This is a genomic window from Variovorax sp. efr-133-TYG-130, assembly GCF_030208835.1.
Taxonomy (GTDB): Bacteria; Pseudomonadota; Gammaproteobacteria; order Burkholderiales; family Burkholderiaceae_C; genus Variovorax.
Genome location: NZ_JARVTD010000043.1, coordinates 1 through 23,928 on the forward strand (window position 1 = coordinate 1; position 23,928 = coordinate 23,928).

Sequence of the window (23,928 nt, forward strand, 5' to 3'; positions counted from 1 at the left end):
GAACGGAGCGCCCTTCAGCGAGCTGCCGCAGGGCTTCCGGCGGCTGCAGGCCGCGCTGCTGAAGCAACCCGGCGGGGACCGCGAGATGGTGGAGATCCTGGCGCTGGTGCTGCACCACGACGAGCAGGCCGTGCTGACCGCGGTCGAACTGGCGCTGGAAGCTGGCGTGGCCAGCAAGACTCACGTGCTGAATGTGCTGCACCGACTGCTCGATGCCAAGCCCATTGCACCGGCGCCTGTCACGGCACCGCAGGCACTGCGCCTGATGAACGAGCCCAAGGCCGATGTGCTGCGCTACGACACGCTCAGGGGGCGTGCCAGCGCTGCCGGCGGCCTGCGCGGGCCGCTGAACTCCAAGTCAAGTAGCCAGGAGGTGCGCCATGCGACATGACCCTGCCAGCGGCGCCCTCGTGATCATGCTGCGCGAACTCAAGATGCACGGCATGGCCCAGGCCGTCGCGGAGCTGGCCGAGCAGGGATCTCCGGCCTTCGAGGCGGCCCAACCGATGCTCTCGCAGTTGCTCAAGGCAGAGACGGCCGAGCGGGAGGTACGCTCGGTGGCCTACCAGTTGAAGCTCGCTCGCTTCCCAGCCTACCGTGACCTCGCCGGCTTCGACTTCGCCAACAGCGAGGTCAACGAGGCCCTGGTGCGTCAGCTACACCGATGCGAGTTCATGGACGATGCGCAGAACGTGGTGCTCGTGGGCGGTCCGGGCACCGGCAAGACCCACATCGCCACGGCGCTGGGCGTGCAGGCCATCGAGCACCAACACCGCCGGGTGCGCTTCTTCTCGACGGTAGAACTGGTCAACGCACTCGAGCAAGAGAAGGCCAGTGGCAATCCCGGCCACATCGCGCACCGACTGATGTACGCGGACATGGTGGTGCTCGATGAACTGGGCTACCTGCCGTTCAGCGCATCAGGTGGCGCGCTGTTGTTCCATCTGCTGTCCAAACTCTACGAACGCACGAGCGTGGTGATCACAACCAACTTGAGCTTCAGCGAGTGGGCCAGCGTCTTCGGCGACGCGAAGATGACGACGGCGTTGCTGGACCGGCTAACGCATCACTGCCATATTCTGGAGACCGGAAACGACAGCTTCCGCTTCAAGCACAGCTCGGCTCAACCCGTTCAAGCAGTCCAACCTAAAAAGGAGAAAGCCAAGAACTTATCCACACCGTGAGCCGGCTGGCTCGCAAAGAGGGTGGGTCAATATTCGATGGAAATCGCGGGTCAGGATTCCATGGAACTCAACACCCTTGCCCAAGTAACCCCATTCAGCAAAAGCGATGGGCTGGCCATAGCGCGACCGCATGGTCAGCGCATCGCCATGAAGGATGTTTGCAGTCAGCACATACGAAGCCGCGTGATACAGGTCATCTGATTCACCTACATTCGTGTAATCGGCAAAGATGTCCAGGGCATTCGCTCGGCACTCCGCTACATTGTCGGCCAGTAGCTCGATCCCGTAGATGCACATCAGCCCGAGCAGCGCGTAGTGGCGCCGCTCGAATTCAGACCGGCCATATTTCCACTCCACGGCCGCTAGCTTGCGTCGCAAGATATGACGGATGAAGTTGCCACTGCCGCACGCGGGCTCCAAGAAGCGAGCGTCGATCCTTTCGGTTTCTTCGCTCACGAGGTCGAGCATGGCGTCAACCATCCATGGAGGCGTAAAGACTTCGCCATGGTCAGCAACACGTTGTTTAGATTTGACGAGGCTCATTGTTTCAGTGCTAGCCAAAGGGGAGCGAAGTCAGACGAAAAACTGGCAGTGGAGCCGAATTGACAGCCGATAGACGGCGGCGTCGGACCCATGGCCGTGTACAGCACAAGGTAGTCGCCGTGCAGGTACTCCCGCGGCGCACTGGGAGCGCCGGGCTGCAGCGTGGCAAGCTCCGCCAGAGCCTCGGCTGATTGCGCGGGTTGTCCAGATAGCGGCGGCCGAGGGGGGAAATCGGGCCGGGTTGGATGACCGTGGCACGCAGCTCGGCTAGAAGTTCATCGAGGGCAAAGGCCGCGGTTTCCTGGGACAAGAACGCTTCGATGGCGTTCAGGCTCCGCAGTAATCTCGCGGTCACTTCGACCCGGTAGGCACAGTCAGCCACGCTTCTTGGTGGCCTTGCCGGTTGTTGCACAGGCGCGGCACTGTTGGAGCTTCGTAATGGCGGTATCGGCACCATAAGCGTGGTCAGCTTCGATGTTGGCCAGGCCCATCTTGGCGTCGTCGATCAGCAATAGGTGGATGCGCTCGCGCTCAAGGCGATGGTAGTAGCCCAGCCGGTCGACATCGATCAACGCAACGTAGCTTTCACCATTTTTGGTGATGATCTCCTCGGCGCCGGCCTTAGCCTGGTCAGCCAGCTCGGACGGGTTGGCCCGCGCTTGCGTGAAGGGCACTACATCGCTCGCTGCAAAGCGCATAACCGACTCCTTTGCGCGGTAGATGACAGAATGCTGCGCAGTCTACTTCACCCGCGTAGGCGGGCTGAGCATCACGCGCCCGGAGGCGATCCGTGCTAGGTCGATGGTGGGGTTCGCGCTCCACGCAAGGCAACTTCTAGTTAGAAATCAACATGCTCGCCTGACAACGTAGCTTGCGAAGGCTTCTTCGGTCGGCCGGAAACCGAGCTGTTCAGACCAGCAATCTCGTCGGTACTTTTGTCGGCATCTCTGACAACAAAGAGCGTAAGACTTGAGCTTCTATGGGCCTTCTAGCAGAGTTTTCGATCCCCTCTGGGGAAAAATGTCGCGCAATGCAGTCTCGGCACCTTGCGCGCGGCGACCAACCGCTACCGTCGGCGGCCCCTCTCGCGGAAAGTGCCACGAACCTCCAGCATGCGTCTCGTCTTTTCTAGTTCACCTTGCAGCAGTTCGGCATCCGGGAGCACGGTGCGATAGTTCGCTGCCATGATCTTGCTTGGCAGTCCTTCAAGTGCGTACCTCGCCAGCGCGTTTCCCTTGTCGGCGCAGAGGATCAGACCGACCGGGGGGTTTTCATCGGGCAGGGTCCAGTTTTCCTTGGCGTAGTTGCAATACATGTGCATCTGCCCCACGTCCGCGTGAGTCAACCCCCCAAGCTTCAGGTCAATGATGACGAGACAGCGCAGGCGGCGATGAAAGAACAATAGATCAACGCGGTACCAGGTCTGGTCGATGCGCAACCTTCGCTGCCTTCCAATGAAGCTGAAGTCTCCGCCGAGTTCGAGCAGGAAGTCTTCCAGCCGATGTATCAGGGCCTCTTCCAAATCGGACTCCGAATACTCGTCCTTCAGGTCCAAGAATTCCAGCACATAAGGATCCTTGACCGCTTCATCGGAAAAGACAGCGTCGCCCTGCGTCGACGCCGAACCCTTTTGAAGCATCGCGGCCTTGTTCCTTGACAGCGCCGTGCGCTCGTAGAACTGGCTACTGATTTGGCGATCAAGCTGGCGCACGCTCCAGCCTCCGCGCAGCGCCTCTGCTTCGTAGAACCGGCGGGCGCTACTATCCTTAACCGCGAGCAAGCGGACATAGGCGGACCAAGGTAGCGTGAAGAGCGGCGCCAACTCCTCAAGACGCCACGGTCGAACTGAATCACCGGAGCCGAACCCCAATGTCCGGGGCATGGTGGAAGCTTGCGCCTCCGAGCCATATTCCTGCGTCGGCAGTTGGGGAGATTCGCCAGACGCTGTCTGGCGAATCGGCCAAGCAAGAAAGAACGAGCGCATCTGCTGCAAGTTCTGACGGCTGAATCCTCGGCCGAATTGCCCTGTCAGGTCCAATGAAAGCCGCTCGATCAGTTGCTCGCCATAGCCCGCTCGCCGCCTGCCTTTCTGTTCGGCCTCGACGATGCGGCGACCGACCTCCCAATAGCTCGCCGTCATCAATGAATTGACGCTCCGGGCAGTTGCGTGCCTTGCGGCATCGAGCAACTCGACGATGCCACCTCGGATACCGGCATACCCGCTCGGCAAGGTCGCAGCGCTCGCCTTAGAGGAAGAAATTTCTTGCCTCATGACTTGATGTCCTCCGATCGATATCCGGCGAGGGTGTGCGATTGCAACGTGCCCACACTGCTCCCGGAATCAGAAATCAAGATCGGCAACGTTCCGGCAAAAGAGCGCGCCTGCACCACGCTCACCTCGCTTCCCCTTGCTGACGCGAACTCCGTATCTGAAAGCATTTCCAACGTCTTCCCCGCCGCTAGGTCATCCAGCAGATCCGCCCACAACTGGATCATCTTGCGCCGCTGACTCAAGAAAGTGGCGCGGTCATAGGCGCTACCCAGTTCCTCATCGGAGCCATGTGCCAGATGCCGCTCGATCACCTCACGATCGCATCCCAGCAGTTCACGAATCAGGGTCCGGGCGGTGGCGCGGAACCCGTGGCCTGTGATCTGTTCCTTCGTGTCATAGCCCAACGTGCGCAACGCACTGTTGATGGTGTTGTCGCTCATGTAGCGCGTCTTCTCGGAACGCTTCGACATGCTGCGGAAGATCGGCCCACGGGGACCGGTCAGCGGATAGATGTCGCTCAGGATTTCGACCGCCTGCGTCGGTAGCGGCACGAGGTGAGCCGGCGTGCGTACATCGCGCTTCTTCCACTCCCGCAGCTTCATCTTCTCGGGCGGGCAGCGCCACAGCGCCTGGTCGAGATCCACATCTTCCCAGTGCGCCAGCCGCAACTGACCTGGCCGCTGGAACAACAAGGGCGAGAGCTGCAGCGCCGCGCGGGTGATGACGTTGCCGTTGTAGGCACGGATGTCACGAAGCAACTGGCCGAGCTTCTGCGGGTCCGTGATGGCTGCGTAGTGGCGCGTTCGAGGTGGCGGCAAGCCAGCCGTACGGCTGTTCACGAAGTTCTTTGCCGGCTCAAGCGCGCCCACATCGACGGCGTACTGGAACACGTGCTGCACCGCCTCACGAACGCGCTGCGCCGTCTCCAGATTGCCGCGCTCCTTGATGCGGTGAAGGCATCGGACGACCTCGGTCGGCAAGATGGCCTCTATGGCCAGCGCACCGATCCACGGGAAGATGTGCAATTCCAGATGGCGCATCACCTTCTCGGCATAGCCGGCGGACCATGTGCGGTCTTTCCACGCCTGCGCGTGCCATGCACGGGCAGTCCGTTCAAAGGTATTGAGGCGGGCGACGCGAACACGCTCTCCCTCCACCCACCGTGCCTCGCGTGGATCGACTCCATCGGCACGCTTCTCGGCCTCGGCACGCGCCTTCCTGCGCGCAGCGGCAAGCGTCACGACCGGGTAGTGCCCGATGCTGAGCTTGGCCTCCTTGCCATGCCGCTTGTAGCGATAAACCCACGCCTTGCCGGTAGGGCGCACGCGAAGGTAGAGACCGTCGCCGTCCGCCAGCAAATATTCCTTGTCCCGCGGCGCTGCCGCCTTGATCTGAAGCTCGTTGAGTTGCCCCATGGTGTACCCAAAATCGACTGCGATTGAAAAGCAGTCTGGGGTACACCGTGGGGTACGCGCAAGAACGGGACTTTGTGAGATTCGGTGATGCCGCTTGAGCCGCCTTTTTGAGGCTAAGTCCTTGATGTACAAGGGCTTTTGAGCTGTCTTGGGATCTACCGAGAAAGAAAAATGGTGGCCTGGGGCGGAATCGAACCACCGACACGCGGATTTTCAATCCGCTGCTCTACCAACTGAGCTACCGGGCCATCTGCATTTGTGTGCAGCCTTAAATTATACAGCGCTTCTGCGCCCTCTCGACAGATCCACACCAAGTTGTTTGAGTTTTCTGTAGAGATGGGTGCGCTCGAGGCCGGTTTTCTCGGCCACGCGGGTCATCGAACCGTTTTCCATCGCGAGGTGGAACTCGAAATAGGCCTTCTCGAAACCGTCGCGCGCATCGCGCAGCGGGCGGTCGAGGTCGAAGCTCTGGGTCGACTGGGGGCCGATGTCGGCCACGGGCACTGAAGCGAGCGATGCCATCAGCAGGCTGTCGCCGGTGGTGGTGATGGCGGTGGCCTGCGCCACGCCCGCCGGTACGGGGACCACGCCGGCTGCGGCGCGGCGCGCGCTCTCGCGCGCCAGCCCCTGCTCGACGGCCTTGAGCAGCTTCTGCAGCGTGATGGGCTTTTCGAGGAAGGCGAAGGCGCCGATGCGCGTGGCGTCGACCGCCGTGTCGATGGTGGCGTGGCCGCTCATCATGATGACGGGCATGCTCAGCAGGCCTGCGGTGGACCACTCCTTGAGCAGCGTGACGCCGTCTGTGTCCGGCATCCAGATGTCGAGCAGGACGAGGTCCGGCCGCGCACGCTGGCGGGCCGCGCGGGCTTCGGCGGCGTTTTCCGCGAGCTCCACGTTGTGGCCTTCGTCATTGAGAATTTCGAAGAGCAGGTCCCGGATGCCCAGCTCGTCATCGACCACGAGAATGTTTGCCATGAGTGCTGCTTGTTGTGTGCGCTGGTATCTGCAATGGTGTGTAAGGTCCGCCGGTCCGGCCATCGCCTGGGCGACGGAAATCGTAAGCGCTCAGGCGGCGGAAGATTTCGAATCTTCGGTGTGAGCGACCGCTGCCCGCGGCTCGCTTGCCAGCGCGAATGATAGCGAGACTTGTGCCCCGGCTACAGCCCCGTCGACAACGCGGTTGGAAAGCTCGACGCGCGCACCGTGCTCATCCGCGATCTTCTTCACGACGGCAAGGCCCAAACCGGTACCTTTTGTTTTCGTCGTGACATAGGGTTCGAAGGCCCGCTTGAGAATGTTCTCGGCAAAGCCGGGGCCGCTGTCCTGCACGGTGAGCCGCACGCGCTGGCCCGAATCGCCCAGGCGCGTGCGGATGACGACCTCGCCCCGCCGGCCGGTGCCGCTGGCCGCGGCCTCGGCGGCGTCCTGCGCGTTTTGCAACAGGTTGTGAATCACCTGCCGGATCTGCTGCGCGTCGCCGCGGATCGGCGGGCAGCGCTCGTCGAGTTCGGAGCGCAGCACGATGGGCAGGCTCTCGGCGTTGTAGAGCTGGAGCACGTCGGCCAGCAGCGCGTTGAGGTCGACCGGCTTGAGGTCGGCGGCGGGCAGCCGCGCGTAGTCGCGGAATTCATTGACCAGCCGCTTCATCGCATCGACCTGGTCGACGATGGTCTTCACCGACTTCACGAGCACCGCCTGCTCGGGCGGCTGCACCTTGCCGGACAGCTTCATCTCGAGCCGTTCGGCGGACAGCTGGATCGGCGTCAGCGGGTTCTTGATTTCGTGCGCGAGGCGGCGCGCCACCTCGCCCCAGGCCTGGGCGCGCTGCGCCGAGACGATCTCCGAGATGTCGTCGAACACCAGCAGCCGCGCGGCACCGGGCAGCTCGGCGCCACGGGCGACGATGTTGATGGCGCCGTCCTGCTGCGGCATGTCGTGCCCCGAGGCGTGGAGCTCGAAGGCGTGCTGCCAATGGTCGAGGCCGTGCTGCATGCGCTCGACCAGGAAGTCGTCGAACTGCTGCTGCACCTTGGCGCCGAACTCCGCGAGCCCGGGCACGTCGACCAGCGGCTGGCCCTCGTAGGCCGCGAGGGGCGCACGCAGCACGCGGGTGGCGCCGGGGTTGGTCGAAAGCACCGTGCCCTTGGCGTCGAGCACGATCACGCCGGAGGTGAGGTTGTCCAGGATGGTCTGCAGGTTGGCGCGGGCGGCGTCGAGCTGGCCCATGGTCTTCTCGACCGCGCCGCGCGCGTCGGCCAGCTGCTGGGTCATGACGGCGAACGAGCGCGTGAGGCCGCCCAGCTCGTCCTTGCCCTGCAGCACGGCCGTGGGCCGCAGGTCGCCGGCGGCCACCTGGCGCACGCCATCGGCCAGCACCAGCAGCGGGCGCGCGAGCTGGTTGCCGAACAGCACGGCCAGCAGCACCGCACCGAACACCGCAAGGAACAGGCTCAGCGTCAGCGTGCCGATGTACATGCGGCGCAAGCCTTCGCGCGCGAGCGCCCGCTCCTGGTATTCGCGGTTGGCCTCCTGCACCGCCAGCGCATTGGCCACCACGGCGGGCGGCAACGGACGCGTGACCTGCAGATAGCGCGGCGCGGTGTCGAAGTCGAAACCGGGGCGCTGCACCATGGCGAGCGCACGTACGCTCGCGACCGGCGGCGTGGCGCCGGGCATGGCGGTTTCATCCAGGCCTTCGATGTGCGCGACCGCGCGTTCGGGCCGCACCTGGCGGAACTGCTGCGCGGTCGGCCGTTCGGGGTTGAGCTGGAAACGCGACGAGCCGGCGCTGGCCACCAGCTGGCCCGAGCCGGTCCAGAGAATCACGTCGGTCGCCTCGAGCTGGTCGCGGATGCGCTCCAGCACCAGGCCCGCGCTGGCATCGGGCACCTGCGCGAGCTGCCCGCTGGCGCTGCGCGCCTTGGCAGCGAGGTCGTCGGACAGAGAGTCGAGCGTGGCGCGGCCGAGGTTCAGGCCGGCATCGAGCGCCCCTTCCACCTTGACGTCGAACCAGCTTTCGATCGAACGCGCGACGAACTGGTAGGACACCACGTAGACCAGCGCCCCGGGCACCACACCCACCAGCGCGAAGATGGCCGCCAGCTTGATGAGCAGCCGGCTGCCGAACTTGCCCTGCCGCAGCCGACGCAGCAGCCGGAACGCGACCCAGCCGATCACCAGCACCAGCAGCACCGCCACCACCACGTTGATGCCGAACAGGCGCACGTAGTAGCGCTCGTACAGCGCGCGGTTGTTGGTGGCCTGCGCGAGCAGGAACATCAGCACCAGGCCGATGGCCGTGACCAGCGCGGCTCCCACGCCGATGGCCCAGCGCATCGCACGCGCGCGGCTCGCGGCGGGCGTGGCCGCTGCGCCGCTGCGCGGGGAGGTGCTCACTTTTCCTTCTCCACCGCGAGCCGCGCGGTGCGCTCGACGGCGATGTTCCAGTCGGCCTGCCCGACCACGCCGATCTGGAACGGGCGCGGCAACTGCGAGGTGTCGAGGCGGAAGCGGAAGGTCACCTGGTGCAGCGGGTCGTCGCCGATCTCGGCCGCGTCGCCCAGCCGAAGCCGCCCGACGCGCTTGATGGCGTCGAGCGCGTCGCTCAGGGTGTCGAAGTTCTGGTTCAGCGAAATGCCGAGGCCGGCAGCGCCGGTGATGGGCACCGGCGACACATTGAGCCGCCAGCGCCGCGTGAGCGGCTGGTAGGCCAGCCGCATGTGGCGCTGGACCTGCGCGACCTTGCGGTCGGTCCAGTACCAGCGCTCCTGGAAAATCTCGGCCTCAGCCACGAAATAGATGGCGATGCCCTTGTCGAGCACCTCCTCGACCAGCGAGGGCAGCTCGAACTGCACGACCGCGCTCAGGTAGACGCTGTCGTCGGCCTGTTCCAGCCGCATCTGGCTGATGGACGTGGTGGGACGCCCCTGCGCGGCCGCCGGAGCCGGCAGCCACGCCATCCACATCGCCCAGGCCCACAGCAGCACGGCCAGCAGGAGCGGCCCGCGCCGCGACTCAATGCGGGCGCTTTTCAAGCAGGGCGTAGAAGAAGCCGTCGTGATCACCAGAGGGATTGTCCGGGACGCCACGGGCATTCGACCCGCTTTGGGGCAGCAAATGGCCAGGCGATGGCAGCAATCGTGCGTCGGTGTTGTGTACAAGAAACGCATCAATTTGTTGCGAACCCTCTTCCCGGAAGACGGAACAGGTGCAGTAAAGAAGCCGCCCGCCGGGGCGCACGAGCGGCCAGAGCGCGGCCAGCAGCGCGGCCTGCTGGACGGCGAGCTGGGCGGTATCGCTCTCGCGGCGCAGCCAGCGGACGTCGGGATGGCGGCGCACGATGCCCGATGCGGTGCATGGCGCGTCGAGCAGGATCGCGTCGAACGGCTTGCGGTCCCACCAGTCGGCGGGGCGCGCGGCGTCGGCCACCAGCACGCGGGCCTTCAGGCCGATGCGCGACAGGGTCTCGTCGATGCGACGGCTGCGCACGGCGTCGACTTCGAGCGCGGTCACGTCGATGGCGTCCGGGCCGGCCAGCTCAAGCAGGTGAGCGGTCTTGCCGCCGGGCGCGGCGCAGGCGTCGAGCACGCGCAGCGGCGCGCCGCCGGGCGTGGCCGGCAGCAGGCCGTCGAGCAGCAGGGGCGCGGCCATTTGCGCGGCCGCGTCCTGCACCGAACAGGCGCCCTCGGCGAAGCCGGGCAGCTGCTGCACCGGCCGGGCGCGCGCCAGTTGAAGGCCGCTGGGGCCCACGCGGCTGGCGGAAAGGCCGGCGGCCTCGAGTTCCACCAGATAGGAGGCAGCCGTCGATTTGCGGGCATTGACGCGCAAGGTCATCGGCGCCTGCGCGTTGTCGGCGGCGAGCACGCGCTGCCACTCGCGGGGATGGTCGCGCTTGAGCCGCTCGATCCACCAGCGCGGATGGTTCCACTGCGCGACCGGCTCGGAGTCGGTCACGGCCACGAGCTCGTCGCGCTCGCGCAGGAAGCGCCGCAGGCAGGCGTTGATGAAGCTGGCCTGCGCCCGTGTGGCCGGGTTGCGCTTGGCGGCCTCGACAGCCTGGTCGACCAGCGTGAACGGCTCGTAGGGCGCGCGCTCGCTGTCCCATGCCAGCGCCAGGGCGGTGCACAGCAGCGCGTCGGGCAGCGGCGGCGGCGTGCGCTTGGCCAGGTGGCGGCGCAGCGCCTCGGCGCGGCCGAGCCAGCGCAGCACCTGGAAGCCGAGCGCCTGCACGCCGGGCCGCAGCGCGGGCTCGACGGCTTCGAAGGCGACGGAACCCGAGGTGCCGGCGCGAATCGACGCCAGCGCCACCGCGGTCAATTGCAGCTGGCGCCAGAGCGGCGGTTGCAGCGACGGCGGGGCACCGCTGCTGGGGAGATCGGAAGGTAGTTCAGCCAAGTTGGGGGCGATGGTAACGGGCCCGCGGAAAGCCGGGCGCCGTGCAATGGAAAGAAAAAAACGACCGCGTCAGAGCAGCGGCGCGGCCGGACGCAGACGCACGGCCCATGCCACCAGCACCGCGGGGAACTGGGCGATCGCGGCGTTGTACTGTTTCACCGCAAGATTGAACTGGTTGCGCGCGATCTCCGCCGCCGCCGAAGGCTCGGGCCAGGCGATGGGGTCGGGCGCCCCCTGGAGCGACGGTTGCTGTTGTTGTTGCGCCGGCCGCGCGAGCGTGCCGTCGGGCTCGAACATCGTCACCGCGTCCGGATGCTGGCGCTGCCACGCACCGATCCACACCTGCAGCGCAGTGGCCAGCGCGGCCATGCCGCCCGCATCGAGCGGCCTCGACCGCGTCGCGCCCAGCAGGATGCCCAGTTGCGTGGTCGATGCCTGCAGCGGCGCGATGGAAGACAGCAGCTCGTTCGCCGGCGCCTCGGCCGGCGGCGCGGCGGTGATGCTGGCCTGGACGAAATCGAGCTGCTTGCGCAGTGCCGCATCGAGCGTGCCGTAGCTCTGCAGCACGGCGGCGCGCAGGCGCACCAGCCGGTTGTAGGCGCCGACAAACCAGAACAGCAGCACCGCGATCACGATCCAGCTGGCCAGCGATTCAGGCAACAGACTCATCGACGACAAAACCTCATCAGCCAAAGCACAAAGAAAAACGCCCCCCAACCGGGGCGGTCGGGGGGCGTGGGGTACCGGTCATGGCCGGTGATGCTAACCAGTTATTCGGTCGCGGCGCCTTCGCTGGCGTCGACCGTGGTGGTCGCTGCATCGCTGTCGCCGGAGCCGGCCAGCTCGGCAGCTTCCGATTCGGCGATGGCGCGGCGCTCGGCCTCGTCCATGGCGTCCTTGACCTTGCGTGCCTGGTGGTACGCCATGCCGGTGCCCGCGGGAATCAGGCGGCCGACGATGACGTTTTCCTTCAGGCCGCGCAGCTCGTCGCGCTTGCCCATGATCGCGGCTTCGGTCAGCACGCGCGTCGTTTCCTGGAACGAAGCGGCGGAGATGAACGAGTCGGTCGACAGCGAAGCCTTCGTGATACCCAGCAGCAGGTTGGTGAACGTCGCGGGGATCTTGCCTTCGGCGCGCAGGGCGTCGTTGGTGTTGAGCATTTCGCTGCGTTCGACCTGTTCGCCGGAGATGTAGCCGGTCTCGCCGATGTTGTCGACCACGACGCGGCGCAGCATCTGGCGAACGATCACCTCGATGTGCTTGTCGTTGATCTTCACACCCTGCAGGCGGTACACGTCCTGCACTTCGTCCACGATGTAGCGCGCCAGTTCTTCGGAACCCAGCAGGCGCAGGATGTCCTGCGGGTCCGCCGGACCGTCGACCACGGATTCGCCCTTGTTCACCACCTGGCCTTCGTGCACCAGGATGTTCTTTTCCTTCGGCACGAGGTCTTCCCAGACCGTGCCTTCCGGATCGGTGATCTGCAGGCGGATCTTGCCCTTGGTCTCCTTGCCGAACGACACCGTGCCGGTCATTTCGGCCAGCATGCCCTTGTCCTTCGGCGAGCGGGCTTCGAACAGCTCGGCAACGCGCGGCAGACCGCCGGTGATGTCGCGGGTCTTCTGGCCTTCGACCGGAATACGCGCCAGCACTTCGCCGGGGCCCACGTCCTGGCCGTCACGCACCTGCACCAGCGCGCCGATCGGGAAGCCGATCGTCACCGAGTGGTCGGTGCCCGGGATCTTCACTTCGGCGCCGGAAGCGTCGATGAGCTTCACCTGCGGGCGCACGACCTTGGCAGCGCCGCGGCGCTTCGGGTCGATGACCACCAGGGTCGACAGGCCGGTCACTTCGTCCACCTGCTTCGCAACCGTGAGGCCTTCCTCGACGTTCTCGAACTGCGTCTTGCCGGCGAACTCGGTAATGATCGGGCGGGTCAGCGGATCCCAGTTGGCGAGCACGTGGCCGGCCTTGATCTGCTGGTCCGCCTTGACCGTCAGCGTGGCGCCGTACGGCACCTTGTGACGCTCGCGCTCGCGGCCGTGCTCGTCATGGATGACGATCTCGCCCGAACGCGAAATCACGACCAGCTCGCCCTTGCTGTTGGTCACGTAGCGCATCGTGGCGTTGAAGCCGATCGAGCCGTTCGACTTGGCTTCCACGCTCGAGGCGATGGCAGCGCGCGAAGCGGCACCACCGATGTGGAAGGTACGCATCGTCAGCTGCGTGCCGGGTTCACCGATGGACTGCGCGGCGATCACACCGACGGCTTCGCCGATGTTGATCAGGCCGCCGCGGCCCAGGTCGCGGCCGTAGCAGGTCGCGCAGATGCCGAAGCGGGTTTCGCAGGTCAGCGCGGTGCGGACCTTGACCTCGTCGACGCCTTGCGCTTCCAGCGCCTCGATGGTGTCCTCGTCGAACATCTCGCCGGCCTTCAGCAGCACCGAGCGGTTTTCCGGGTGCAGCACGTCGTCGGCTGCGGTGCGGCCGAGGATACGGTCGCGCAGCGATTCGATCACTTCACCGCCTTCGACGATGGCGCGCATCAGGTAGCCGCCGTGCGTGCCGCAGTCCTGCTCGGTCACGACCAGGTCTTGCGTCACGTCGACCAGACGACGGGTCAGGTAACCCGAGTTCGCCGTCTTCAGCGCCGTGTCGGCCAGACCCTTGCGGGCACCGTGGGTGGAGATGAAGTACTCCAGCACGTTCAGGCCTTCGCGGAAGTTCGCGGTAATGGGCGTCTCGATGATCGAGCCGTCCGGCTTGGCCATCAGGCCACGCATACCGGCCACCTGGCGAATCTGGGCCGCGGAACCGCGGGCGCCCGAGTCGGCCATCATGTAGATCGAGTTGAAGGACTCCTGCTCGACTTCCTTGCCATGGCGGTCGATGACCTTCTGCTTCGACAGCTTGGCCATCATGACCTTCGACACTTCGTCGCCGGCCTTGCCCCAGATGTCCACCACCTTGTTGTAGCGTTCGCCGGAGGTCACGAGACCGGAGACGTACTGCTGTTCGATCTCCTTCACTTCCTTGGCGGAGCGCTCGATGATGCCGTGCTTCTCGGCAGGCACCAGCATGTCGTCGATGGCGATCGAGATACCGGCCTTGGTCGCCAGGCGGAAGCCGTTCTGCAGCAGCTTGTCGGCGAACACCACGGTCTCTTTCAGGCCGCACTTGCGGAACGAGACGTTGATGAGCTTGGAGATTTCCTTCTTCTTCAGCGCCTTGTTGATGTTCGAGAACGGCAGGCCCTTCGGCAGGATCTCGGACAGCAGGGCACGGCCCACGGTGGTGTCCACGAGCGAGGTCGACGGCGTGAATTCGCCGGTTTCCTTGTTCTTGGTGTACTCCGTGATGCGCACTGCCACCTTGGCGGTGAGTTCGACTTCGTTGGCGTCGAGTGCGCGCTGCACTTCACCGATGTCGGAGAAGATCAGGCCCTCGCCCTTGCCGTTGATGCGGTCGCGGGTCGTGTAGTACAGACCCAGCACCACGTCCTGCGAAGGAACGATCGACGGTTCGCCCGAAGCCGGGAACAGCACGTTGTTGGAGGCCAGCATCAGCGTGCGGGCTTCCATCTGCGCTTCCACCGACAGCGGCACGTGGACGGCCATCTGGTCGCCGTCGAAGTCGGCGTTGAATGCCGCGCAGACGAGCGGGTGCAGCTGGATGGCCTTGCCTTCGATCAGGATCGGCTCGAAGGCCTGGATGCCCAGGCGGTGCAGCGTCGGAGCGCGGTTCAGCATGACCGGGTGCTCCTTGATGACCTCTTCCAGGATGTCCCAGACCACCGGCGTGCCCGATTCGACTTCCTTCTTGGCAGCCTTGATCGTCGTCGCGATGCCCATGGCTTCCAGGCGCGAGAAGATGAAGGGCTTGAACAGCTCGAGCGCCATCAGCTTCGGCAGGCCGCACTGGTGCAGCTTGAGCGTCGGGCCCACCACGATGACCGAACGGCCCGAGTAGTCGACGCGCTTGCCCAGCAGATTCTGGCGGAAGCGGCCGCTCTTGCCCTTGATCATGTCGGCCAGCGACTTCAGCGCGCGCTTGTTGGCGCCCGTCATGGCCTTGCCACGGCGGCCATTGTCCAGCAGCGAGTCGACCGCCTCTTGCAGCATCCGCTTTTCGTTGCGCGCGATGATTTCCGGAGCCTTCAGCTCCAGCAGGCGGCGCAGGCGCGAGTTGCGGTTGATGACGCGGCGGTACAGGTCGTTCAGGTCGGAGGTCGCGAAGCGGCCGCCGTCCAGCGGCACCAGCGGACGCAGGTCCGGCGGCAGCACGGGCAGCACGTCGAGCACCATCCACTCGGGCTTGATGCCCGACTTGCGGAAGGCTTCCAGCACCTTCAGGCGCTTGGAGTTCTTCTTGACCTTGACTTCGGAGCCGGTCAGGTCGCCGCGCAGGCGTTCGATCTCGCTGTCGAGTTCGATGCCTTCGAGCAGGTCCTTGATGCCTTCGGCGCCCATCTTGGCGATGAATTCGTCGCCGTATTCCTTGCGCTTCGCGTCGTAGTCGTCCTCGGACATGATGCCGAACTTCTTCAGCGGGGTCATGCCGGGGTCGGTGATCACGTAGGCTTCGAAGTACAGCACGCGTTCGATGTCGCGCAGCGTCATGTCGAGCACGAGGCCCAGGCGCGACGGCAGCGACTTCAGGAACCAGATGTGGGCGCAGGGCGCGGCCAGATCGATGTGACCCATGCGCTCGCGACGCACCTTGGTCTGCGTGACTTCGACGCCGCACTTCTCGCAGATCACGCCGCGGTGCTTCAGGCGCTTGTACTTGCCGCACAGGCACTCGTAGTCCTTGATGGGGCCGAAGATCTTGGCGCAGAACAGGCCGTCGCGCTCGGGCTTGAACGTGCGGTAGTTGATCGTCTCCGGCTTCTTCACCTCGCCGAAAGACCACGAACGGATCTTCTCGGGCGAAGCCATGCCGATCTTGATGGCATCGAAATGCTCATCGGGCGTGAATTGCTTGAACAGGTCGAGTAGCGATTTCATAAGACTCTTTCCCTTTTCAAATTAAGAACGCTCGAGCTCGATGTCGAGACCCAGCGAACGAATTTCCTTGACCAGCACGTTGAACGATTCCGGCATGCCGGCTTCGATCGAGTGCTCGCCCTTGACGATGCTCTCGTACACCTTGGTACGGCCTTGCACGTCGTCGGACTTCACGGTCAGCATTTCCTGCAGGACGTAGGCGGCGCCGTAAGCCTCCAGCGCCCACACTTCCATTTCCCCGAAACGCTGGCCGCCGAACTGCGCCTTGCCGCCCAGCGGTTGCTGCGTGACGAGCGAGTACGGGCCGGTGGAACGGGCGTGCATCTTGTCGTCGACCAGGTGGTGCAGCTTCAGGAAGTGCATGTAGCCGACGGTGACGGGACGCTCGAACTGGTCGCCGGTGCGGCCGTCGAACAGGTACGCCTGCGTGCGCGTTTCGGTCAGGCCCTTGAGCTTGGCGATGTCGTCCGGGTAGGCGAGCTTCAGCATGCCGCGGATTTCCTCTTCCGAGGCGCCGTCGAACACCGGCGTCGCGAACGTGGCGCCGCTTTGCAGGTTGGCGGCCATCGCGAGCAGTTCGGTGTCGCTCAGCTGGCTGAGGTCTTCCGGACGGCCCGAGCCGTTGTACAGCTGCTCCATGAACTTGCGCAGCTCGGCCACCTTGGCCTCCTGCTGCAGCAGGTCGCCGATGCGCTGGCCCACGCCCTTGCCGGCCCAGCCCAGATGCACTTCGAGCACCTGGCCCACGTTCATCCGCGAGGGCACGCCCAGCGGGTTCAGGCAGATGTCGCACGGCGTGCCGTCGGCCATGTGGGGCATGTCTTCGACCGGAACGATCTTCGACACCACACCCTTGTTGCCATGGCGGCCGGCCATCTTGTCGCCGGGCTGCAGGCGGCGCTTGACGGCCAGGTAGACCTTGACCATCTTGAGCACGCCCGCGGGCAGCTCGTCGCCCTGCGTGAGCTTCTTGCGCTTTTCTTCGAACGCGAGGTCGAAGCTGTGGCGCGTCTGCTCCAGCGAGTTCTTGATCGACTCGAGCTGCGTCGCCACTTCGTCTTCCGCCGGGCGGATGTCGAACCAGTGGAACTTCTCGACCGACGACAGGTAGGCCTTGTCGAGCTTGATGCCCTTGGCCAGCTTGTTCGGGCCGCCGTTGGCGACCTTGCCGGTCAGCAGCTTCTCGATACGGTCGAACGCGTCGGCTTCGACGATGCGAAGCTGGTCGTTCAGGTCGAGGCGGAAGCGCTTGAGCTCGTCGTCGATGATCTGCTGGGCGCGCTTGTCGCGCGTGATGCCTTCGCGGGTGAACACCTGCACGTCGATCACGGTGCCTTGCGAGCCCTGGTCCACGCGCAGCGAGGTGTCCTTCACGTCGGAAGCCTTCTCGCCGAAGATGGCGCGAAGCAGCTTCTCTTCAGGCGTCAGCGTGGTCTCGCCCTTCGGCGTGACCTTGCCCACCAGCGTGTCGCCCGGCTGCACTTCGGCGCCGACATAGATGATGCCGGATTCGTCGAGGCGGTTGAGCTGCTGCTCGGCCAGGTTCGGGATGTCGCGCGTGATTTCTTCGGCACCGAGCTTGGTGTCGCGAGCCATCACCACCAGTTCCTCGATGTGGATCGAGGTGTAGCGGTCTTCCGCGACGACGCGTTCCGAGATCAGGATCGAGTCTTCGAAGTTGTAGCCGTTCCAGGGCATGAACGCGATCAGCATGTTCTGGCCGAGAGCCAGTTCGCCGAGGTCGGTCGATGCGCCGTCGGCCACCACGTCGCCCTTGGCGATCTTGTCGCCGCGCTTGACGATGGGACGCTGGTGGATGTTGGTGTTCTGGTTCGAACGCTGATACTTGATCAGGTTGTAGATGTCCACACCGACTTCACCGGCAGCCGCTTCGGCGTCGTTCACGCGCACCACGACACGGGTCGCATCGACGTAGTCGACGATACCGCCACGGGTGGCCGTGACCACGGTGCCCGAGTCGACCGCGGAGACGCGTTCGATACCGGTACCGACCATCGGCTTTTCGGGGCGCAGCACGGGCACGGCCTGACGCTGCATGTTGGCGCCCATCAGCGCGCGGTTCGCGTCGTCGTGCTCGAGGAACGGCACGAGCGAGGCAGCCACCGACACGATCTGCGCGGGCGACACGTCCATGTACTGGATGCGTTCGGCACCGACCAGGATCGATTCGCCGGCTTCGCGCGCGGAGACCAGGTCGCCGGTCAGCACGCCGTCCTTGTCCAGGGCCGCATTGGCCTGGGCGATGACGTACTTGCCTTCCTCGATGGCCGACAGGTAGTCGATCTCGTTGGTGACCTTGCTGTCGACCACGCGGCGGTACGGCGTCTCGATGAAGCCGTATTCGTTCAGGCGGGCGTACAGGGCCAGCGAGTTGATCAGGCCGATGTTCGGGCCTTCAGGCGTTTCGATCGGGCACACGCGGCCGTAATGGGTCACGTGCACGTCGCGCACTTCGAAGCCTGCACGTTCGCGCGTCAGACCGCCCGGGCCAAGGGCCGACACGCGGCGCTTGTGGGTGATTTCGGACAGCGGGTTCGTCTGGTCCATGAACTGCGACAGCTGCGACGCACCGAAGAATTCCTTCAGCGCGGCCGAGATCGGCTTGCTGTTGATCAGGTCGTGCGGCATCAGCGGCTCTTGCTCCGCTTGACCCAGACGTTCCTTCACGGCCTTCTCGATACGTGCCAGGCCGGTGCGGTACTGGTTTTCGGCCAGTTCGCCAACGCAACGCACGCGGCGGTTGCCCAGGTGGTCGATGTCGTCGACTTCGCCGTTGCCGTTGCGCAGGTCGACGAGGATCTTGACCACGGCCAGGATGTCTTCGTTGGTCAGCACCATCGGGCCGGTCGACTCGTCGCGGCCGACCTTGGCGTTGAACTTCATGCGGCCGACGCGCGACAGGTCGTACGTGTCCGGGTTGTAGAACAGGCGCTGGAACAGCGCTTGCACTGCGTCTTCCGTCGGCGGCTCGCCGGGGCGCATCATGCGGTAGATGGCCACGCGCGCTGCGAACTCGTCGACGGTTTCGTCGATGCGCAGCGTTTGCGAGATGTACGCGCCCTGGTCCAGTTCGTTCGTGTAGATGACCTGCACGTCCTGCACGCCGGCCGTGCGCAGCTTCTTCAGCAGCGCTTCGGTCAGCTCGTCGTTGGCCTTGGCCAGGATTTCACCGGAGTCGGCATCGACGATGTTGCGGGCGATCACGCGGCCGATCAGGAAGTCTTCCGGCACGCTGATGTGCGTGGTGCCGCCCTGCTCGAGTTCGCGCGTGTGGCGCGCGGTGACGCGCTTGTCCTTGGCGACCACGACCTTGCCCGACTTGTCGGTGATGTCGAAGCGCGCGACTTCGCCGCGCAGGCGCTCGGAGACGAACTCCATCTGCGCGCCGCTGTCCATCAGGCGGAAGTTGTCGTTCACGAAGAAGTTCGCGAGGATCGATTCCGGGTTCAGGCCGATGGCCTTCAGCAGGATCGTGACCGGCATCTTGCGGCGACGGTCGACGCGGAAGTACAGCATGTCCTTCGGGTCGAACTCGAAGTCGAGCCACGAACCGCGGTAGGGGATCACGCGGGCCGAGAACAGCAGCTTGCCCGAGCTGTGCGTCTTGCCCTTGTCGTGTTCGAAGAACACGCCCGGCGAACGGTGCAGCTGCGAAACGATCACGCGTTCCGTGCCATTGATGATGAACGAACCCTTGTCCGTCATGAGCGGCACTTCGCCCATGTAGACCTCTTGTTCCTTCACTTCCTTGACCACCTTCGACTGCGAAGTCGACGACTCGCGGTCATAGATGATGAGCTGGACCTTGGCGCGCACGGCCGAGGCGAAGGTCAGACCGCGGGTCTGGCATTCGCGCACGTCGAAGGCGGGTTTCGCGAGGTTGTACTCGAGGAACTTCATCTCGACAAAACCGTTGTGCGAGACGATCGGGAAGGCGGCGTCGAACGCGGCCTGCAGGCCTTCGACGGTACGTTGTTTCGGGGGAATGCCGGCTTGCAGGAACGCGGTGTACGCGTCTTTCTGCATCTGCAGCAGGTAGGGGATTTCTACGACGCTGTCGCGATTGCCGAAACTTTTTCGGATGCGCTTGCGTTCGGTGTAACTGTACGCGGACGATTGGGCCATGAGAGCTCCGGAGCTTGAGATCTTCAGCGACTTGTCAGAGGTGCCGAGGCACCACTGCTTGGCGGCTGGCCACTACCAGCCGTTGGCGGACAGCGATGCGTTGCACATCGCCCGAACCAAGGGGTCTTCTGCAGTCGGGGTCAGAAGACACTCGAAAACCGCGTCGATGCGGCGGCTTTCGGGTGCGCTCTGAAAGCGGCAAAGGCTGGAGGGCCTTTTCAGGCGCCTCCAGCCCTCTAGGGGGTCTGAATTACTTCAGTTCCACCTTGGCGCCGGCATCTTCCAGCTTCTTCTTGGCGGCTTCAGCGTCAGCCTTCGACAGGCCTTCCTTGACGGCCTTGGGAGCGGCTTCCACCAGGTCCTTGGCTTCCTTGAGGCCCAGGCCGGTGATTTCGCGCACTGCCTTGATCGCCGAAACCTTGTTCGCGCCAGCATCCATCAGCATGACGTTGAATTCGGTCTTCTCTTCAGCGGCCGGAGCGGCAGCGCCGCCGCCAGCTGCGGGAGCGGCCATTGCAGCGGCGCTCACGCCGAACTTCTCTTCGATGGCCTTGACCAGGTCGTTGAGTTCCAGGACCGTCATGCTGTCGAGCGCGGTCAGAAATGCGTCTTTATCGAATGCCATTTTTGTTTCCTAACAATTGGGTTGAATATTTCAAACGCAGGCTCAAGCGGCCTGTGCTTCTGCCGGTGCATCGGCGGGTGCAGCTTCGCCACCACCACGCTTCTCGGCCAGCGCCGCGAGCACGCGGGCGGTACGAGAGATGGGGGATTGCATCAAGCCCAGCAGTTGCGCCAGCAGCACTTCCTTCGAAGGGATGTTGGCCAGTTGCTTCACGCCGTCGACGTCCAGGGCCTTGCCACCGAAGGCGCCGCCGCGAATGACCAGCTTGTCGTTGGTCTTCGCGAAATCGGCCACCACCTTGGCGGCGGCCACAGCGTCTTCGGAGAAGCCGTAGATCAGCGGACCGGTCATCTGGTCGCCAACAATCTCAAACGCGCTACCAGCGACAGCACGGCGGGCCAGGGTGTTCTTCAGAACACTCAGGCTCACACCCTTGCTGCGAGCTTCGTTGCGCAGTTTGGTCATGTCGGCCACCGTGATGCCACGGTATTCCGCCATCACGAGCGTTTGAGCTTTTGCGGCGAGGCTGGTCACATCACTGATGACCGCTTCTTTCTCACTGCGATTCAGACTCAAGGTCTACTCCTTTTAATGCGACCTTCGGCCAGGGCCTCGGATCGCGCTTCATGCAGCGACCAACTGTCAGGAACAAAAAACAAATTCCTTGCAGCGGGATCGCCATCTGCGCTGGATACCGGACAGGGAGGTCCGGCGATTAAGTGCAGCACCCTGCACACCAGCGGTCTTGGATGGCCCGCGGCAACCGAAGCCGCCGCGACCCACCACATCCGTCCCACCCTTGCGAGGTGGAGCAAATCTCTTTAGCTCGCCGAGATGGTTTGCGTGTCCACGCGGACACCCAGACCCATGGTCGACGACACGGCCACCTTGCGCAGGTACACGCCCTTGCTGGTCGCGGGCTTGGCCTTGACCAGAGCGTCGATCAGCGCGGCGAGGTTGCCTTGCAGCTTGTCGTTGTCGAACGAGCGACGGCCGATCGTGCCGTGCACGATGCCGGCCTTGTCGACGCGGAACTGAACCTGGCCGGCCTTGGCGTTCTTCACTGCCGTGGCGACGTCCGGGGTCACGGTGCCGACCTTCGGGTTCGGCATCAGGCCGCGCGGGCCGAGGATCTGACCGAGCGTACCGACGACGCGCATGGCATCGGGGGCAGCGATCACGACGTCGAAAGGCATGTCGCCAGCCTTGACCATGGCAGCCAGGTCGTCCATGCCGACGATGTCGGCGCCGGCGGCCTTGGCTTCTTCAGCCTTGGCGCCCTGGGCGAACACGGCGACGCGCTTGGTCTTGCCGGTGCCGTTGGGCAGCACGACGGCGCCACGCACGACCTGGTCCGACTTCTTCGCGTCGATGCCGAGCTGCACAGCCACGTCGATCGATTCGTCGAACTTGGCGGTGGCAGCGTCCTTGACGATGGTGATCGCGTCAGCCAGCGGATACAGCTTGTTGCTGTCGACCTTGCCTTCGAGCGACTTTTGCTTCTTGGTGATCTTGGACATTTACACGCCCTCCACATTCACGCCCATCGAGCGGGCGGTACCGGCGATGGTGCGAACTGCTGCGTCCATGTCGGCCGCGGTCAGGTCCTTCATCTTGGTCTTTGCGATCTCTTCGAGCTGGGCGCGCGTGATCTTGCCGACCTTGTCGGTGTGAGGACGTGCGGAACCCTTGTCGAGCTTGATCGCCTTCTTGATCAGCACGCCGGCCGGCGGCGACTTGATGATGAAGGTGAAGCTCTTGTCGGCGAAAGCGGTGATGACCACCGGCAGTGCCAGACCCGGCTCGTAGCTCTGCGTTTGCGCGTTGAACGCCTTGCAGAATTCCATGATGTTCAGACCACGCTGACCGAGTGCGGGACCGATCGGCGGGGACGGGTTGGCCTTACCAGCTGGGACTTGCAGCTTGATGAAGCCGACGATTTTTTTCGCCATGCTTTGCTCCTTGCGGGTGATATCGCCTTGGCTTGCAGCCAAGGCTCCCCGGGGTTAAACGACTCTTCGGGATCAAGGCCGCGCGCCGAGTCGGACAGCGCGCAGCCGGAAACAATGACACCGGCGCAAAGGCCGGTGGGTCGTCAGGTCTTTTCGACCTGGCTGAATTCGAGTTCCACAGGGGTCGCGCGGCCGAAAATCATGACCGACACGCTGACCTTGCTCTTCTCGTAGTTGACTTCCTCGACCGTGCCGTTGAAGTCGGTGAACGGGCCTTCCTTGACGCGCACGAATTCGCCGACGGTGAATTCGACCTTGTGGCGCGGCTTTTCGGTGCCCTGCTGCATCTGGCTGACGATGTCCTCGACCTCTTTCTGCGAGATCGGGGCCGGACGGTTCTTGGCACCGCCCACGAAACCCGTCACCTTGTTGGTGTGCTTCACCAGGTGCCAGCTCTCGTCGTCCATGATCATTTCGACCAGCACATAGCCCGGGAAGAAGCGGCGCTCCGTGGTGCGCTTCTGGCCGTTCTTGATCTCGACCACTTCTTCGGTCGGGACCAGGATGCGGCCGAACTTGTCCTGCATGCCGGCGCGGTTGATGCGCTCGGTGATGTTGCGCTCGACAGCCTTTTCCATGCCCGAATAGGCATGCACCACGTACCAACGCAGATCGGGGTTGGCGGCGGGAGCCAGCACGGAGGTGTTTTCTTCCTCCGGCGTGCTCGGCGTGGTTTCAACTGCGTCGTCGGTCATTTATTTTCTCCAGCCCAGAATGAGGTCGAAAAACACCCATTCGAGCGTCTTGTCGGTGAGCCAGAGGAAGACGGACATGATCGCCACGAAGGCGAACACATAGGCCGTCATCTGCATCGCTTCCTTGCGGGTCGGCCAGACGACCTTCTTGACCTCGCGCCACGAGTCGCGGCCGAAAGCCCACAACTGACGGCCACTCTCGGAGCTGCCGAAGGCGGCCACGGCCGCAGCCAGGCCGACCAGCAGCGCAGCCCACTGCACCACCGAGCCTTGGCGCGACAGCAGGTAGAACGCCACGATGGCGCCCACTGCCAGCACGACAGCCACGGCCAATTTGGCCTTGTCGGCGCCGGTGCTCACGGTTTCGATTTGAGATGTGGCCATGGTTGGCTGATTTCCTGTGGCCTGTAGGCCTTCAATTCAATGCGTCTCTTGAGACGCCGAAGCCCATCGGGTCACGATGGGCTTTAGGGGTGCCACCTAAGTGGCAGGGGCAGTAGGAATCGAACCTACAACCTTCGGTTTTGGAGACCGACGCTCTGCCAATTGAGCTATACCCCTCCGGTACTCTTTGCGCCCGACTTAGATGTCGAGGATCTTGGCAACGACGCCCGAACCCACGGTGCGGCCGCCTTC

General features: G+C 64.3%; 18 protein-coding genes, 2 tRNA genes and 1 pseudogene. 2 read left to right on the forward strand and 19 right to left on the reverse strand.

Annotated elements, in window-relative coordinates; translation table 11 throughout:
• A pseudogene (locus QRN67_RS30870) lies at positions 1–391 on the forward strand (IS21 family transposase); the annotation flags it as partial.
• Positions 381–1,184 carry an IS21-like element helper ATPase IstB gene (gene istB, locus QRN67_RS30875; protein ID WP_285414910.1) on the forward strand — a complete coding sequence of 268 codons (804 nt, stop codon included), beginning with the start codon at positions 381–383 and terminating at the stop codon, positions 1,182–1,184. The pseudogene QRN67_RS30870 and the gene istB, both read left to right, overlap by 11 nt.
• Here the strand turns inward: istB and QRN67_RS30880 are convergent.
• From QRN67_RS30880 to QRN67_RS30970, 19 genes are all read right to left on the reverse strand, one after another.
• Complete coding sequence (locus tag QRN67_RS30880) at positions 1,170–1,727, reverse strand: DNA methyltransferase family protein (protein WP_285414911.1); 558 nt, start codon at positions 1,725–1,727, stop codon at positions 1,170–1,172. The genes istB and QRN67_RS30880 overlap by 15 nt on opposite strands.
• A gap of 374 nt (positions 1,728–2,101) precedes the next feature.
• Positions 2,102–2,425: a type II toxin-antitoxin system Phd/YefM family antitoxin gene (locus tag QRN67_RS30885; protein WP_285414912.1), complete on the reverse strand. Its 324-nt coding sequence runs from the start codon at positions 2,423–2,425 to the stop codon at positions 2,102–2,104.
• 368 nt (positions 2,426–2,793) lie between these two features.
• Positions 2,794–3,999 (reverse strand): PDDEXK nuclease domain-containing protein, encoded by a 1,206-nt coding sequence (locus QRN67_RS30890; RefSeq protein WP_093082329.1) that lies wholly within the window; start codon positions 3,997–3,999, stop codon positions 2,794–2,796.
• The gene (locus tag QRN67_RS30895; RefSeq protein ID WP_285414913.1) at positions 3,996–5,414 is read right to left on the reverse strand and encodes a tyrosine-type recombinase/integrase; all 1,419 of its coding nucleotides are present in this window, start codon (positions 5,412–5,414) and stop codon (positions 3,996–3,998) included. Before QRN67_RS30895 ends, QRN67_RS30890 begins: the two co-directional genes overlap by 4 nt.
• 172 nt (positions 5,415–5,586) lie before the next feature.
• A tRNA-Phe gene (locus QRN67_RS30900) sits at positions 5,587–5,662 on the reverse strand.
• 25 nt (positions 5,663–5,687) lie between these two features.
• Entirely contained in the window at positions 5,688–6,389 is a 702-nt protein-coding gene (locus QRN67_RS30905) for a response regulator (RefSeq protein ID WP_081269565.1), read from the reverse strand.
• A gap of 90 nt (positions 6,390–6,479) precedes the next feature.
• Positions 6,480–8,810, reverse strand: coding sequence for a sensor histidine kinase (locus QRN67_RS30910; RefSeq protein ID WP_285414914.1), 2,331 nt, complete (start codon positions 8,808–8,810; stop codon positions 6,480–6,482).
• Positions 8,807–9,448 carry a DUF4390 domain-containing protein gene (locus tag QRN67_RS30915; protein WP_081269563.1) on the reverse strand — a complete coding sequence of 214 codons (642 nt, stop codon included), beginning with the start codon at positions 9,446–9,448 and terminating at the stop codon, positions 8,807–8,809. Before QRN67_RS30915 ends, QRN67_RS30910 begins: the two co-directional genes overlap by 4 nt.
• Positions 9,429–10,808, reverse strand: a complete 1,380-nt coding sequence (gene rsmB, locus QRN67_RS30920) for a 16S rRNA (cytosine(967)-C(5))-methyltransferase RsmB (protein ID WP_503010960.1) — start codon at positions 10,806–10,808, stop codon at positions 9,429–9,431. The genes QRN67_RS30915 and rsmB overlap by 20 nt, the downstream gene beginning before the upstream one ends.
• Before the next feature lie 69 nt (positions 10,809–10,877).
• Complete coding sequence (locus QRN67_RS30925) at positions 10,878–11,477, reverse strand: LemA family protein (RefSeq protein WP_106935873.1); 600 nt, start codon at positions 11,475–11,477, stop codon at positions 10,878–10,880.
• A 101-nt stretch (positions 11,478–11,578) separates the two neighbouring features.
• Complete coding sequence (gene rpoC / locus QRN67_RS30930; protein ID WP_081269561.1) at positions 11,579–15,814, reverse strand: DNA-directed RNA polymerase subunit beta'; 4,236 nt, start codon at positions 15,812–15,814, stop codon at positions 11,579–11,581.
• A gap of 21 nt (positions 15,815–15,835) precedes the next feature.
• The gene (gene rpoB, locus QRN67_RS30935; RefSeq protein ID WP_285414915.1) at positions 15,836–19,960 is read right to left on the reverse strand and encodes a DNA-directed RNA polymerase subunit beta; all 4,125 of its coding nucleotides are present in this window, start codon (positions 19,958–19,960) and stop codon (positions 15,836–15,838) included.
• A 250-nt stretch (positions 19,961–20,210) separates the two neighbouring features.
• The gene (gene rplL, locus QRN67_RS30940) at positions 20,211–20,585 is read right to left on the reverse strand and encodes a 50S ribosomal protein L7/L12 (protein ID WP_081269559.1); all 375 of its coding nucleotides are present in this window, start codon (positions 20,583–20,585) and stop codon (positions 20,211–20,213) included.
• A 42-nt stretch (positions 20,586–20,627) separates the two neighbouring features.
• Positions 20,628–21,161 (reverse strand): 50S ribosomal protein L10, encoded by a 534-nt coding sequence (gene rplJ, locus QRN67_RS30945; protein ID WP_081269558.1) that lies wholly within the window; start codon positions 21,159–21,161, stop codon positions 20,628–20,630.
• A gap of 245 nt (positions 21,162–21,406) precedes the next feature.
• Positions 21,407–22,105 carry a 50S ribosomal protein L1 gene (gene rplA / locus QRN67_RS30950; protein ID WP_081269557.1) on the reverse strand — a complete coding sequence of 233 codons (699 nt, stop codon included), beginning with the start codon at positions 22,103–22,105 and terminating at the stop codon, positions 21,407–21,409.
• Complete coding sequence (gene rplK / locus QRN67_RS30955) at positions 22,106–22,537, reverse strand: 50S ribosomal protein L11 (RefSeq protein WP_019658337.1); 432 nt, start codon at positions 22,535–22,537, stop codon at positions 22,106–22,108.
• 143 nt (positions 22,538–22,680) lie between these two features.
• Entirely contained in the window at positions 22,681–23,292 is a 612-nt protein-coding gene (gene nusG / locus QRN67_RS30960) for a transcription termination/antitermination protein NusG (protein ID WP_081269556.1), read from the reverse strand.
• On the reverse strand, positions 23,293–23,676 hold the full coding sequence (secE, locus tag QRN67_RS30965; protein WP_081269555.1) for a preprotein translocase subunit SecE: 384 nt from the start codon (positions 23,674–23,676) through the stop codon (positions 23,293–23,295).
• 101 nt (positions 23,677–23,777) lie between these two features.
• Positions 23,778–23,853: transfer RNA gene (locus QRN67_RS30970), tRNA-Trp, on the reverse strand.
• Between the last annotated feature and the right edge of the window lie 75 nt (positions 23,854–23,928).

Coding starts and splice junctions, on each gene's coding strand:
- nusG (WP_081269556.1), bottom strand. CDS start 23,292: ATGACCGACGACGCAGTTGAAACCACGCCGAGCACGCCGGAGGAAGAA.
- rpoC (WP_081269561.1), bottom strand. CDS start 15,814: ATGAAATCGCTACTCGACCTGTTCAAGCAATTCACGCCCGATGAGCAT.
- istB (WP_285414910.1), top strand. CDS start 381: ATGCGACATGACCCTGCCAGCGGCGCCCTCGTGATCATGCTGCGCGAA.
- rplL (WP_081269559.1), bottom strand. CDS start 20,585: ATGGCATTCGATAAAGACGCATTTCTGACCGCGCTCGACAGCATGACG.
- QRN67_RS30895 (WP_285414913.1), bottom strand. CDS start 5,414: ATGGGGCAACTCAACGAGCTTCAGATCAAGGCGGCAGCGCCGCGGGAC.
- QRN67_RS30925 (WP_106935873.1), bottom strand. CDS start 11,477: ATGAGTCTGTTGCCTGAATCGCTGGCCAGCTGGATCGTGATCGCGGTG.
- QRN67_RS30880 (WP_285414911.1), bottom strand. CDS start 1,727: ATGAGCCTCGTCAAATCTAAACAACGTGTTGCTGACCATGGCGAAGTC.
- rplK (WP_019658337.1), bottom strand. CDS start 22,537: ATGGCGAAAAAAATCGTCGGCTTCATCAAGCTGCAAGTCCCAGCTGGT.
- QRN67_RS30905 (WP_081269565.1), bottom strand. CDS start 6,389: ATGGCAAACATTCTCGTGGTCGATGACGAGCTGGGCATCCGGGACCTG.
- secE (WP_081269555.1), bottom strand. CDS start 23,676: ATGGCCACATCTCAAATCGAAACCGTGAGCACCGGCGCCGACAAGGCC.
- rpoB (WP_285414915.1), bottom strand. CDS start 19,960: ATGGCCCAATCGTCCGCGTACAGTTACACCGAACGCAAGCGCATCCGA.
- QRN67_RS30890 (WP_093082329.1), bottom strand. CDS start 3,999: ATGAGGCAAGAAATTTCTTCCTCTAAGGCGAGCGCTGCGACCTTGCCG.
- QRN67_RS30885 (WP_285414912.1), bottom strand. CDS start 2,425: ATGCGCTTTGCAGCGAGCGATGTAGTGCCCTTCACGCAAGCGCGGGCC.
- rplA (WP_081269557.1), bottom strand. CDS start 22,105: ATGTCCAAGATCACCAAGAAGCAAAAGTCGCTCGAAGGCAAGGTCGAC.